A 12,962-nucleotide genomic window follows, 5' to 3' on the forward strand; every position below is an offset into this window, starting at 1 on the left:
CTCCGGCCGTCAGGGGTGAAAGCGCATTTGGCTCATTACCGGAGGTTCGCCGTGCAGCTGCTGAGACTGGCCGTGCCGGCCTTGGGCGTGCTCGCCGCCGAACCCCTCTACCTGCTGGTGGACACTGCCGTGGTCGGGCATCTCGGGGCCGTGCAGTTGGCCGGGCTGTCGGTTGGCACGGTCGTGTTGTCGCAGGTCGCGCAACAGATGACCTTCCTGAGCTTCGGCACCACCGCCCGCGCCGCCCGCCTGCACGGGGCCGGTCGGCGGGCCGACGCCGTGGCCGAGGGCGTGCAGGCCACGTGGGTCGCCGTGCTCGCTGGGCTGGTGCTGCTCGGGTTAGGCCAGTTGCTGGCCGCGCCGGTCGCCGGGTTGCTCGCCGGCTCCGCGGAGTCGGCGGCCGCGGCCGTCGGGTGGCTGCGGATCGCCCTGTTCGGGGCGCCGCTGGTGCTGATCACCATGGCCGGCAACGGCTGGATGCGCGGCGTGCAGGACATGCGCCGACCGCTGCGATTCGTGTTGGCCGGCAACGGCATCTCCGCTGTGCTGTGTCCGGTGCTCGTCTACGGGCTCGGATGGGGCCTGAACGGCTCGGCCATCGCCAACGTCCTCGCGCAACTCATCTCCGCGAGCCTGTTCGTACGGGCGCTGCGCGCGGAGGGCATGTCGCTGCGGCCGGTGCCGTCACAGCTACGGGCGCAGCTGTCGTTCGGCCGTGAGGTCGCGATCATGGGGTTGGCGTTCCAGGCCTGCTGGGTCTCCGGCACCGCCGTGGCTGCCCACACCTCCGCCGCGGCCGTCGGCGCGCACCAGATCGTCTTCCAGCTCTGGATGTTCCTCGCCTTCGTGCTGGACGCCCTGGCCATCGCCGCCCAAGCCCTGGTCGGCTCCGCCCTCGGGGCCGGTGACCGCGACCTCGCGTCCCGGGTGGCCTGGCAGGTTACCCGCTATGGCCTGGTCTTCGGCCTAGCCCTGGCCGCGCTGTTCGCCGCCCTGACCTCCGTGCTGCCGCCGCTGTTCACCAGCGACCCGGCGGTGCTGGGCCAGATCCCACAGGCCTGGTGGTTCTTCGTCGCTCTCCAGCCTGTCGGCGGCATCGTCTTCGTGCTCGACGGTGTGCTGCTCGGCGCTGGCGACGCCAAGTTCCTGCGCACCGCCAACGCGCTGGCGGCGTTCCTCGGCTTCCTGCCCGTGGTGTGGACGTCGCTGAGCCTCGGGTGGGGTCTGGTCGGCATCTGGTGCGCGTTCACCGTGTTCCTGCTGGTCCGCCTGGGCAACAACCTGACGCGCCTGCGGTCGGGCCGGTGGGCGGTGCTGGGCGCTTCCGTACCTACAACAGCGTGAGCGCGGCGGCCACGGACTGCTCGCTCGCGGGCAGCAGCGGCAGGCGGACGTCGGGCGTGGGGATGCGGCCCTGGGCGTGCAGCACGCCCTTGAGCACGGTGGGGTTGGGCTCGGCGAACAGCGCGGACGCCAGGCGGGCCAGGCTGTGGCCCAACGGGCGGGCGGTGTCGACGTCACCCTTGTGCCACGCCGACACCAGCCGGGCGAACCGCTCGGTGGCCAGGTGCGCGGAGGCGGTGATGCCGCCACGGGCGCCGAGGGCCAGCATCGGCGACAGGTAGGCGTCGTCGCCGGCGAACACGGCGAAGTCGGGGGCGCAGCCGCCGAGCAGCGCGACGGCGTCCTCGGTCATGCCGCTGGCGACCTTGGCCCCGACGACGTTGGGGATGCGGCTGAGCGCCAGCAGTGTGGCGCCGCTGAGCGGCTGGGCGGTGCGGTGGGGCACGTGGTAAACGAGCAGCGGCACCGGGCTGTCCGCAGCAAGCTGCGTGAAGTGGGCGATGACGCCGGCCTCGCCGGGGCGCACGTAGTACGGCACCGGCACCAGCGCGGCGTCGACGTCGGGGTGCGCGGCCAGGGCGGCGGCGCTGGCGCGGGTGTCGCTGCCGCCCGCGCCGATGGCCAGCGCGGCCCCGTGCTCACGGCAGACCCGGGCGCAGACGTCGAGAACCAGGCGGCGCTCGTCGGCGTCGAGAGCGAAGGCCTCAGCGGTGGTGCCCAGTGCGACGACGCCGGTCGCGCCGTCGGTCAGCGCCTGGTCGGCCAGGGCCGCCAGCGCGTCGGCGGCCACGCTGCCGTCCGCGGCGAACGGGGTGATCAGCGGGAGCAGGATGCCATCCATGCGGTCCAGCCTGCCGACCACGATCATGCAGGTCCAGTTCGCATTCGCACGGTAATACGTAAGCTGGGCTGATGCTCGACGTGCGCCGGCTGCGGCTGCTGCGGGAACTGGCCCATCGCGGCACCATCGCCGCGGTCGCCGAGGCGGTGGCGTTCACGCCCTCAGCGGTGTCCCAACAGCTCAGCGCCCTGGAACGGGAAGCCGGTGTGCCACTGCTGGCCCGCAGCGGCCGTCGGGTCGTGCTCACGCCGGCAGGCCGGGGCCTGGTCCGGCACACCGAGGCCGTGCTGGCCCAGCTGGAACGCGCCGCCGCCGAGCTGGACGGCGCGCGGCGGGGCCTGTCCGGGTCGCTGCGCATCGGCACGTTCCCCAGCGCCGGCCGCGCCATGGTGCCGGCGGCGCTGGCCGCGCTGGCGCGGCGGCATCCCGGGCTGGAACCCATGGTCGTGGAGCTCGATCCGGCCCTGGTCGCCGACGCCCTGCGCGCTGGCGACCTCGACGTCGCCCTCGTGCACGAGTACGACTTCGCCCCGGTTCCGCCCGAGCCCGGTATCGCGGTGATACCGCTGTGCCGGGAGGCGATGTACCTGGCCACCGCCGACCCCGCGCTCACCACCGTCGCCGACTGCCGCGACCAGCCGTGGATCCTGGCCGTCGAGGGCACGCTGTGCCACCGCATGACCGTGCACGCCGGCCAGGCCGCCGGCTTCACCCCGCACGCCCGCCACCAGGTCGACGACTTCGCCACCGTGCTCGCCCTGGTCGCCGCCGGCCAGGGCGTGGCGCTCGTGCCGCAGCTGGGCCTGGTCGACCGCCCCGACGGCGTCACGCTGACCCGTCTGTCCCTCGCCCGGCACACCAGCATCGCCCACCGCAGCGGCGCCGAGGGCCATCCCGCCGTGCTGGCCTTCGCCGACGCCCTGCGCACGGCCGTGCCGGCGGAACTCTAGAAAGGCCGCTGGTCGGCCCAGGGACGCGCGGTCTCGATCTGGGACGAAAGGGACAGCAGCGTGCACTCGTCATGCGGGCGCCCGACCAGCTGCACGGCCAGCGGCAGACCATCAGGCGTGAAGCCGGCCGGCACGGAGGCGGCCGGGTTGCCGGCGATGTTCCACTGCGGCAGGAACGCCGTGTAGCGGTTGGCGGCCAGCAGGGTGGTGAGGGTGGAACGGTCCTGCCACTCGCCGACCCGGATCGGCGGGCGGGTCAGGGTGGGGGTGAGCAGCACGTCGGCGTGGGCGAAGACCTGGTTGGCGACCTGCGAGAACCGCTCCCCGAACCGCCGCGACCGCACGACCAGCCAGCGCGGCACGGCCCGGCCCAGCGCCGCGACCTGGCGGGTGCGGCGCTCCACGGCGTTCGGGCGGTCCAGCGCGGCCACGGCTTCGGCGGCGCTGGACAGGTAGCGCGGGGCCAGCGCGAGCTGCGTGGTCGGGTCGAGCAGCGTGGGGTCCCGCTCGATGACCTCGTGCCCCAGCTCCCGTAGCAGCCCGACGGTGCCCAGCACGGCCGCACGCACCTGCTCGTCCACCGGGGCCCCGGCAACCCAGGGCTTGAGCGACACGGCCACCCGCAACCGGCCGGGTGCGGTGGCGGCGGCGTCGACGAAGCTCATGCGAGGCGGGATCGCCGCGACCGGGTCGCTGGGCAGTGAGCCCCGGATCTGGTCGGCGACCAGGGCCCAGTCCCGCACGTGCCGGCTCAGCGGCCCGGCCACGACCATGCCCGTCCACAGCTCGCCGTTGGGGTGCAGCGACACCCGCCCGCGCTGCGGCTTGAGGCCGAACACACCGGTCGACGCGGCGGGGATGCGGATCGAGCCGGCGCCGTCGGTGCCGATGGCCGCGCCGGCCAGGCCCGCGCACACGGCGCTCGCCGAGCCGCCGCTGGACCCGCCGGAGGTGTGCCCGAGCGACCACGGGTTGCGGGTCGCGCCCGCGAACGCCGACTCGGTGTACGGCCACAACCCCAGCTCCGGCATGCGGGTGCGGCCCACGATCACCGCGCCCGCGGCCCGTAGCCGCCGCACCACCTCCGAGTCCGCGGGCTCGGATCTGTCGACTGCGTAGGTGCCGGTGGTGGTCGGCAGGCCGGCGATCGCCAGGTCTTCCTTCACGGCGATCGGCACGCCCAGCAGCGACGCGTCCTCCCCGTGGGCCCGGCGCTCGTCGGCCGCCGCCGCGCACGCCATGGCCTGCTCGGCGAACACCAGTCGGTAGGCGTTGAGCTCCCGGTCGTGCCGCTCGACGCGCCCCAGCGTGGCGGCCACCAGCTCCCGTGACGACAATTCGCCGGCGCGCAGCAGGTCGGCCTGGGCGGCGGCGCCGGCGAAACACACGTCGTCGAGGTCCATGCCCTCGACAGTAGGGCTGTTCCTTACATACGGGCAGGCCCGCAGTGGCGCCACCGGCCGAACTTCGTCGCCACGACGGCCAGCACGATCAGCGGGAGGGCGAAGCCGTGGCTGAGCACGAGCACGCCGGCGATCACGGCCAGCGCCACGAGTAGGCGGGGGTCGAAGCCCGGCGCTCGACGGCGGCCGGGTTTCGGCTCGGGCCGTGGTGGCGGGGTGGGGTCGGGCAGGTCGGCGGTCAGCGGCGGCAGGTCGTCGAGGAACTTGGCGTCGTAGGCGGCGGCGATGCGCTCCTCGGCCTCGGCCAGGGTCAGCAGGCCCTTGCCGACGGCGTCGTTGAGCCGCTCGACGACCCGCTCCCGGTCCTCGTTGGACGCTCTCATCTGGGTCATGACCTCCATGCTCCGCGCGCCCACCGCCACCGACGTCGGTTGGAAAGCGGCACCTGCGCGTACGTCGAGGGACGTACGCCATGATCAAGGCATGACACTGGAGGGGAAGACCGCGCTGGTCACCGGCGCGGGACGGGGGATCGGTCGGGCGCTGGCGGTCGGGCTGGCCGCCGAGGGCGCGAACGTGGTGCTGGTGGCCCGGTCGCGGGACCAATTGGAGGAGACCGCGGCGCTGGTGTCGACCGCCGCCACGGTCATCCCCGCTGACCTGGGCGATCTGGCTCAGGTCGCGGCGGTGGCCAAGCAGGCCGGCGAGGTCGACATCTTGATTAACAACGCCGCCGTGCCGTGGCCGGTCGGCCCGACCGCCGAGCTCGATCCGGCCGAGGTGGCGGCGGCGGTCAACGTGAATGTCACGGGCGTGATCGCGCTGACCGTCGGCCTGCTGCCGGGCATGCTGGCCCGGGGCTGGGGCCGGATCGTGAACCTGTCCAGCGGGGCCGCCAGCATCCCCACGTTCATGATCGGCGGCAACCTCTACACCACGACCAAGGTGGCGGTGGAGGGGCACACCGTGAACCTGGCCGCCGAGCTCGCCGGCACCGGCGTGACCGCGAACATCTACCAGCCCGGCACCGTCGACACCTCGATGCAGACCTGGGTGCGGGAGGAGGCCGGCGCACGGATGGACCCCCGGACCAGGGCGTTCTTCACCGACGCCAAGGACAGCGGCCGACTGCTGACGCCCGAGCACAGCGCGGGGCGGCTGATCTCGCGGCTGGCCGGCGAGGACAACGGGCAGACCTGGTCGGCGGCCGATCCGCGGTAGCCCGGGTGGCGGGCAGTCGACCCGGGCCGACTGCCCGCCACCGCGCTCTCCATTCCCTCCGAGTGATCCTCGAACTGTGATCCACATAGCTGCTGGCCTGCGGCGCGTCGTGATCACCACAGGCGTGGTACCACAGCTAGGGTGATCATGTGGGTGATCGACGTCCGGGGTCCCGGCGGGCGCTGCTGGGTGACGCCGCCATCGCGATACTGGCGCGGGAGGGCGGCCGCGGGCTGACCCATCGCGCGGTGGACCGCGAGGCGGAGGTGCCGCAGGGCACCACCAAGAACTACTTCCCGACCAGGGAGTCCCTGCTGGAGGCGGCGGCCGCGCGAATGGCCGAGGAGCATCGGGCGGCGGTGCAACGGCTGCGGGACACGACGCCGGCGCAGGTGTCGCCGAGCCAACTGGGGGAGCTGTACCCGGCGCTGCTGCGCCGCGCGGTCAACGGGGACCCGACGCAGCTGCTGGCGATGGCCGAGCTGTACCTGGAGGCGGTACGCCGCCCCGGAGTGCGGCAGGCGCTGGGAGAAATGGCGATCGCCAATGCCGAGTCGGCGGTGGCGCTGCACCAGGTCGCCGGACTGGACAGCTCGACCCGGGATGTCGGGGTGCTCGACGCCTATCTGTTGGGAATCTCGTTGTCCCTTCTGGCATTGCCGCCCGACGCGCTGCGCCAGATCGGTCTCGACGACCCCTATTCGCTCGGTCTCGGCGTGTTCGCGGCGGCCGTCTCCACGCCCGCGCGGAGCGTCGAGCAGGAATGCTCCTAAACGCGTTTCACCCGGCTGGACGAATTGTTTTCCGGTATTCGTGTGTCATCCTGGCGTTTGTGCGAGACCGGCGGGTGAGCACGTCCGTGCTGGTGGACGTGGTCTACGTGCTGGGCGGGGACGTGGCGATGGCCGCGAACGCCCAGCCGATGTGCGATGCCGAGACCGCGGAGCGACTGCTGGCCGCGGCGGCCCTGATGGGCATTGCCCGTCAGATTATGCATGAAATCGTCGTGACGAACGGACTACCGATCGAACAGGCTCGCCGACTGGCCGCGGAGGCGGCGGCCGCAGCCGGGTGGATTTCCGGTGAAGACGGCGGAACGGAATGGTTGCGCGCCGGCTGATCAGCGGGTGCGAACAACGGTGTCGGCGACAAAGGCGCTCGGCACCGAAGGCGACTTGCCACAACTGGCCGGGCGGGCCGGCGGCTGGGGTTGTTCCGTCACGGTGACGGCCCATTCCCGGCCATCCGAATGAGTGACGACGGCGCCGTTGGGGGATACCGACAACAACTCCGGGTGCAGTTCCCCGTGCTGTTCCCGGACCGCCAGCTCGGCCACCTGCCCCGGCCGTGACCAGCAGGAACGTCCCCGATTGCCGGCCAGCACGACGTCGGCGGAATCGAGCAGCCGCTGTCCGTCGGCCGGCGTGACCCGGCCGTAGAGATAACCGGTCGGCAGCAGCACGGCCGTCGGCGCGAAACGGTGGCCGCCGGTGTGCGTGGTCTCCCAGACCCGCCCCGGATTGGCCGCCGCCAGCGCGCCCGCCACCGGGCGGCCCCGCACCGCGCAGCACACGTCCCGCCGGCCGTTGGTGCACACCAGCAGCAGTGACTCCTCGACCCGGCTGCCCAGGCCCACGTGCCGGCCGGCGGCGGCCGCGTGGAAGTCCAGGTCCAGCAGCTGCTTGGGGTCGGTCAGCACCGTCGACTCCAGCCAGCACGCCCCCGGCCGCGTGGACGCCAGGTACACCTGCCGGGGCTGGGCGTGGTGGTGATCGGCGTGTTGGCCCGGCCGTCGGATCAGCACGATCCGCACGCCGCTGCCTTCCGCGTGGCGGGACAACTCAGCGGCCAGGCCGTCGTCCAGGTGGCTGTCGCGCAGGGCGTCCGACCCCCACGGACCAGGCTGTTCGACACACAGCCAGGCGGTGGCCACGGACGCGGTGCCGGCGGGCGGCTCAGCCAGCGCGGCGGACAGTGCCGAGCAGCTGCCGGACATGTCGTGCACCTTCGCCAGGTTACATCCGGTGATCCTCACTGTGGCGGCCATGGACCCCGCGTGACGTGTCGCGGCGTGTCCGGCTCCCGCCACGCGAACTCGGTGACCAGATCGTCGGAATCCCGCACGTAGAGCGTGTCGCCGTGCAGGGCGATGTCGTCGATGATCTCGCCCGGGACCTCCCGCACCCGGACGGTGGCGTGCAGCCGCAGTCGACCGCCCACGACCTCCGCGACGGCCAGCACGTGCGGGTCGTCGCCGATGTTCGCGGCGAGCGCCACCGCGTCGCCGTCGTGGGCGAAGAACACGCCCTCAGCCCAGTCCGGCAGCTGCCCGTCGCCGAAGCGCACGGGCAGCTCGTCGACGCGGTCCAGGACGGCGTCGGTGGCCGGGTCACGCAGCTCCAACCGGGCCGGGCCGGTCAGGCCGACCAGCAGGAACTCGCCGACGGGCGTCTGCCATTCACGGGACACGCCGTCACCCTAGGCTGGCGGTCATGATCGAGGACTGGTCGGACGAGGTCGCCCGGATCCAGCGCCGCCGCGAGCTGGCCACCGGCCTCGGCGGACCGGACAAGATCGCCCGCCAGCACGCCAGCGGCCGCATGACCGTGCGCGAACGCATCGACGCCCTCGCCGACCAGAGCAGCTTCGCCGAGATCGGGGCGCTGGCCGGATTCGCCAACTCCGACGGCACCGTCACCCCGGCCAACCTCGTCGCCGGCACCGCCCGGCTGGACGGCCGCAAGGTCGTGCTCGGGGCCGACGACTTCACCGGCCGCGGCGGCTCCGGTGACGCCGCCATCCACGCCAAGCAGGTCTACGCCGAGCAGCTGGCCGGCCAGTTCCGACTGCCGATGATCCGGCTGCTGGACGGGGCCAGCGGCGGCGGCAGCGTCAAGATGATCGAACAGGCCGGCTACAGCTACGTGCCGGTCAACCCGGGTTGGGACCACGTGGTCGACAACCTGTCCACGGTGCCGGTCGTGTCGGCCTGTCTGGGGCCCGTGGTCGGCCTCGGCGCGGCACGGGCGGTCATGTCGCACCTGTGCGTGCTGGTCGAGGGCCTGGCGCAGCTGTTCGTCGCCGGCCCGCCGGTCGTGCGCGGCGGCATCGGCGAGGACGTGGACAAGGAACAGCTCGGCGGCGCGGAGGTGCACCGCCGCAACGGCAACGTGGACCGCTTCGTGGCCACCGAGGCCGAGGCCTTCGCCGTGATCCGCCAGTTCCTGTCCTACCTGCCGTCCAGCGTGCACGAGCTGCCACCCGTCACGAACTGCGACGATCCGCGCGACCGCGCCGAGGAGAGCCTGCTGTCGGCCATCCCGCGCAACCCCCGCCGCCCGTACCGGATCACGCCGATCCTGGACGCCGTCTTCGACACGGGCTCCGTGTTCCGCTACGCCGACTACGGCGGCGCCACCGTCACCGCCCTGGCCCGCCTCGACGGCCACCCCGTCGGCGTGGTCGCCACCGACCCGTACCGCGGCAACACCCTGTCCGCCGCCGGCGCGCTGGCCCTCACCCGGCTGGTCGACCTGTGCGAGACGTTCCACCTGCCGCTGGTCAGCCTCACCGACCAGGGCGGCATGACCATCGGCACCGCCGCCGAACGCGCCGGCACCCTGCGCGCCGGAGCCCGCGCCATCAGCGCCGTCTACCAGGCCCGGGTGCCGCAGGCCGAGCTCATCCTGCGCCGTGTGTACGGGGTCGGCGGCGCCGGCATCGTCAACCGGCACCGCGGCGGCCGCAGCTGGGCGTGGCCCTCGGGTGACTGGGGCTCGCTGCCGGCCAAGGGCGGCATCGAAGCCGCCTACCGCGCCGAACTCGCCCGCTCCGCCGACCCCGAGGCCGACCTGGCCGCCATCCAGGACCGCCTGGCCACCCTCACCTCGCCGTTCCGCACCGCGGAGCATTTCGGCGTGCAGGACATCATCGACCCGCGCGAGAGCCGGGCCCTGCTGTGCGAGTGGGCGCACGACGCGTACCGGCTACTGCCCGCACAGGTGGGGCCACCCAACTGGGGAACCCGGCCCTAGTGGCAAGATCGAGCCGGTGCGCTTCTACGCCGACCTGCACATCCACTCGAAGTACTCCCGGGCATGCAGCCGAGACTGCGATCTCGAGCACCTGACCTGGTGGGCCCAGCGCAAGGGCATCAGCCTGGTCGGCACCGGTGACTTCACCCATCCCGCCTGGTACGACCACCTGCGCGAGAACCTGGTGCCGGCCGAACCCGGCCTGTTCCGGCTGCGCCCCGAGCTGGACCGCGACATCGCCCGCACGCTGCCGGCCAGCTGCGTCGGCGACGTCCGGTTCATGCTCAGCGTGGAGATCTCGACGATCTACAAGCGGGACGACCGCACCCGCAAGGTGCACCACCTGATCTACATGCCCGACTTCGACGCCGCCGCCGAGTTCAACAAACGGCTGGGCAAGATCGGCAACCTCGGCTCCGACGGCCGCCCCATCCTCGGCCTGGACTCCCGCGACCTGCTGGAGATCACCCTGGAGAGCGGCGAGGGCTCCTACCTGGTGCCGGCCCACGTGTGGACGCCGTGGTTCGCGGTGCTCGGCTCCAAGTCCGGCTTCGACGCCATCGCCGACTGCTACGCCGACCTCGCCGACCACGTGTTCGCCGCCGAGACCGGCCTGTCCAGCGACCCCGAGATGAACTGGCGCGTCTCCGGCCTGGACCGCTACACCCTGGTCAGCAACTCCGACGCGCACTCGCCGCCGATGCTGGGCCGCGAGGCCACCATGTTCGACACCGACCTGGACTACTACGCCGTGCGCCGCGCCCTGGAGACCCGGGAGGGCTTCGCCGGCACCGTCGAGTTCTTCCCCGAGGAGGGCAAGTACCACTCCGACGGGCACCGCAAGTGCGACGTCCGGTTCGGCCCGGCCGAGACCATCGCCCACAACGGCCTGTGCCCGGCCTGCGGCAAACCGCTCACCGTCGGCGTGCTCAGCCGCATCCAGGAGCTGGCCGACCGCGAGATCGGCTACCGCCCGGCCGACCCCGTCGACTTCCGCAGCCTCATCCCGCTGCCGGAGATCATGAGCGAGCTGCTCGGCGTCGGCCCCAAGAGCAAGAAGGTCCTGGCCGAGATCGCCGGCCTGACCGCCGCGCACGGCCCTGAGCTGGGCATTCTCGACGACGTGCCGCTCGACGACCTCACCGCCTCCAACACCCTGCTCGGCGAGGCCATCGGCCGGCTGCGCCGCGGTGCGGTGATCCGCGAGGCCGGCTACGACGGCGAGTACGGCGTGATCCGCCTGTTCGAGCCGGGGGAGCTGGCCAAGGCCTCCGGGTCGGTGTCGCTGTTCGACGACGACCTGTTCGCGGCGCCGGCCAAGCCCAAGCGGGTGGCGCCGGTCGTGGTGGCCGACGAGGAGGGCCTGTTCTCCGGGGAGGACGAACTCGCCACTGCCGCGGCGCAGGTGGAGAAGCCGGCCGGCCTGTTCGAGCCCGCGCCACCGCTACCCGAGCCTGCCCCGGTGGCCGCCGAGCCCGGGTTGATCGAGACCGAGCCGGTCGGCCCCGTCCTGTTCGAGGAGCCGGAGCTCCCGCTCATCGACCCCGCGCCCTCCCTGCTCGACGGCCTGGATCCCGACCAGCGCGCCGCCGCGGCCGTGCCCGCCGGCCCGTTGCTGATCATCGCCGGCCCGGGCACCGGCAAGACCCGCACCCTGACCCACCGCATCGCCCATCTCGTCACCGAACGCGGCGTGCTGGCCTCGCAGTGCCTGGCCATCACCTTCACCCGCCGCGCCGCCGCCGAGCTGGCCGAGCGCCTGGAAGCCCTGGTCGGGCCGCAGGCGCGGGACCTGACCGTGGCGACCTTCCACTCACTCGGCGTCCGGATCCTGCGCGAGCAGCACGCCCGCGTCGGCCTCACGGCCCGGTTCGGCATCGCCGACGAGACCGTCGTCCAGGAGCTGCGCGACGAGCACGGCGAGACGTACAAGAAGGAGCTGCACGCCCGCGACCTGGTCGACTTCGACGACCTGGTGGAGATGCCGGTCGACCTGCTGGCCGGCGACACCGCCCTGATCGAGCACTACCGGACCCGCTGGCCCTGGGTCAGCGTCGACGAGTACCAGGACGTCGACGAGACCCAGTACCGCCTGCTGCGCCTGCTCTGCGCCGCCGACGGCAACCTCACCGCCATCGGCGACCCCGACCAGGCCATCTACCGGTTCCGCGGCGCGGACGTCGGCTTCTTCCTACGCTTCGAGACCGACTTCCCCGAGGCGACCCGGGTGCAGCTGGGCCGCAACTACCGCTCCGGCCGGCACATCCTGGCCGGCGCGGTGCAGGCCATCACCCCGACCACCCTGGTCTCCGACCGCGCCCTGCAACCCTGTGGCCCGCACACCGAGCACTCCCTCATCGGCCTGCACCACGCCATCGACGAGCAGGCCGAGGCCAGTTTCGTGGCCCGCACCATCGACCAGCTGCTCGGCGGCTCCTCGTTCCACTCCCTCGACAGCGGCCGGGTCGCCGGCGACGGCACGCAGGGCCTGTCGTTCAGCGACTTCGCCGTCCTGTACCGGACCAGCAGCCAGGCCAAGGCCGTGATGGAGGCGCTGACCCGCGCCGGCCTGCCGTTCCAGAAGCGGTCCCACGACCGGCTCACCGACCGCCCCGGCGTCCGCGCCCTGGCCTGGGAGCTGGGTCTGGTCGGGCTACACGGCTCCGTGGTCGAACGAGTCCGGCAGGCGGCGCACGCCGTCGACGACGAGGACGCCTTCACGGCCCTGGAACTGCTCATGCCGCTGGCCACACGCTTCGGCGACGACGTGGCCGGCTTCCTGTCCGAGCTGGCCCTCGGCGCCGAGGTCGACACCTGGGATCCCCGGGCCGACCGCGTGTCGCTGCTGACCCTGCACGCCTCCAAGGGCCTGGAGTTCCCGGTGGTGTTCCTGGTCGGCTGCGAGGACGGGCTGCTGCCGATGCGGTGGCCGGGGGAGGATCCCGACCCCGAGGCCGTCAACGAGGAACGCCGCCTGTTCTTCGTCGGCATGACCCGGGCCCAGCAACACCTCTACCTCAGCCACGCCACCTCCCGCGTCCGCCACGGCGCGGTCCGCCAGGCCAGGCCCTCCCCGTTCCTGTCCTCCATCAGCCCCTCAGTCACCGAACGTATCGGCGAACCGGTCCCCAAGAAGCGCAAACCCAAGCAAGAAAGCCTTTTCTAAGGG

The 12,962-nt window shown here is 72.8% G+C and carries 12 protein-coding genes; 7 read left to right on the forward strand and 5 right to left on the reverse strand.

The annotated features are described in order from the left end of the window. Window positions 1-51 precede the first annotated feature (51 nt). Entirely contained in the window at window positions 52-1,344 is a 1,293-nt protein-coding gene (locus tag JJ691_RS13175) for an MATE family efflux transporter (RefSeq protein ID WP_249227883.1), read from the forward strand. Here the strand turns inward: JJ691_RS13175 and JJ691_RS13180 are convergent. Further along, a complete protein-coding gene (locus JJ691_RS13180) occupies window positions 1,331-2,185 on the reverse strand; it encodes a dihydrodipicolinate synthase family protein (RefSeq protein WP_211769057.1) in 855 nt (284 codons plus the stop codon). The genes JJ691_RS13175 and JJ691_RS13180 overlap by 14 nt on opposite strands. 71 nt (window positions 2,186-2,256) lie before the next feature. Here JJ691_RS13180 and JJ691_RS13185 point away from each other — a divergent pair, with 71 nt between their 5' ends. Then, entirely contained in the window at window positions 2,257-3,135 is an 879-nt protein-coding gene (locus JJ691_RS13185; RefSeq protein WP_211769058.1) for a LysR family transcriptional regulator, read from the forward strand. On the opposite strand, the gene JJ691_RS13190 is transcribed toward JJ691_RS13185, so the two are convergent. Continuing rightward, on the reverse strand, window positions 3,132-4,538 hold the full coding sequence (locus JJ691_RS13190) for an amidase (RefSeq protein WP_211769059.1): 1,407 nt from the start codon (window positions 4,536-4,538) through the stop codon (window positions 3,132-3,134). The two genes, JJ691_RS13185 and JJ691_RS13190, sit on opposite strands and share 4 nt — an antisense overlap. 23 nt (window positions 4,539-4,561) lie before the next feature. Then, a complete protein-coding gene (locus tag JJ691_RS13195) occupies window positions 4,562-4,930 on the reverse strand; it encodes a DUF1707 SHOCT-like domain-containing protein (protein WP_249227884.1) in 369 nt (122 codons plus the stop codon). A 91-nt stretch (window positions 4,931-5,021) separates the two neighbouring features. Here JJ691_RS13195 and JJ691_RS13200 point away from each other — a divergent pair, with 91 nt between their 5' ends. The 3 genes from JJ691_RS13200 to JJ691_RS13210 all read left to right on the forward strand — a co-directional run bounded on the left by JJ691_RS13200 (window position 5,022) and on the right by JJ691_RS13210 (window position 6,879). After that, window positions 5,022-5,759 (forward strand): SDR family NAD(P)-dependent oxidoreductase, encoded by a 738-nt coding sequence (locus JJ691_RS13200; RefSeq protein ID WP_211769061.1) that lies wholly within the window; start codon window positions 5,022-5,024, stop codon window positions 5,757-5,759. Between the two features lie 149 nt (window positions 5,760-5,908). Further along, window positions 5,909-6,532 carry a TetR/AcrR family transcriptional regulator gene (locus tag JJ691_RS13205; protein WP_211769062.1) on the forward strand — a complete coding sequence of 208 codons (624 nt, stop codon included), beginning with the start codon at window positions 5,909-5,911 and terminating at the stop codon, window positions 6,530-6,532. Window positions 6,533-6,618: 86 nt separating this feature from the next. Beyond that, window positions 6,619-6,879 carry a hypothetical protein gene (locus JJ691_RS13210; RefSeq protein ID WP_211769063.1) on the forward strand — a complete coding sequence of 87 codons (261 nt, stop codon included), beginning with the start codon at window positions 6,619-6,621 and terminating at the stop codon, window positions 6,877-6,879. Here JJ691_RS13210 and JJ691_RS13215 read toward each other — a convergent pair whose 3' ends face one another. Next, the gene (locus JJ691_RS13215; RefSeq protein ID WP_211769064.1) at window positions 6,880-7,755 is read right to left on the reverse strand and encodes a sucrase ferredoxin; all 876 of its coding nucleotides are present in this window, start codon (window positions 7,753-7,755) and stop codon (window positions 6,880-6,882) included. A gap of 35 nt (window positions 7,756-7,790) precedes the next feature. Beyond that, the gene (locus JJ691_RS13220; protein ID WP_211769065.1) at window positions 7,791-8,228 is read right to left on the reverse strand and encodes a hypothetical protein; all 438 of its coding nucleotides are present in this window, start codon (window positions 8,226-8,228) and stop codon (window positions 7,791-7,793) included. A 23-nt stretch (window positions 8,229-8,251) separates the two neighbouring features. Here JJ691_RS13220 and JJ691_RS13225 point away from each other — a divergent pair, with 23 nt between their 5' ends. Both JJ691_RS13225 and JJ691_RS13230 read left to right on the forward strand, forming a co-directional pair. Then, window positions 8,252-9,793, forward strand: coding sequence for an acyl-CoA carboxylase subunit beta (locus JJ691_RS13225; RefSeq protein ID WP_211769066.1), 1,542 nt, complete (start codon window positions 8,252-8,254; stop codon window positions 9,791-9,793). 16 nt (window positions 9,794-9,809) lie between these two features. Next, on the forward strand, window positions 9,810-12,959 hold the full coding sequence (locus tag JJ691_RS13230; protein WP_211769067.1) for a UvrD-helicase domain-containing protein: 3,150 nt from the start codon (window positions 9,810-9,812) through the stop codon (window positions 12,957-12,959). The last annotated feature ends 3 nt before the right edge of the window (window positions 12,960-12,962 follow it).

Source organism: Kutzneria sp. CA-103260, from assembly GCF_018263855.1.
Lineage (GTDB): Bacteria > Actinomycetota > Actinomycetes > Mycobacteriales > Pseudonocardiaceae > Kutzneria.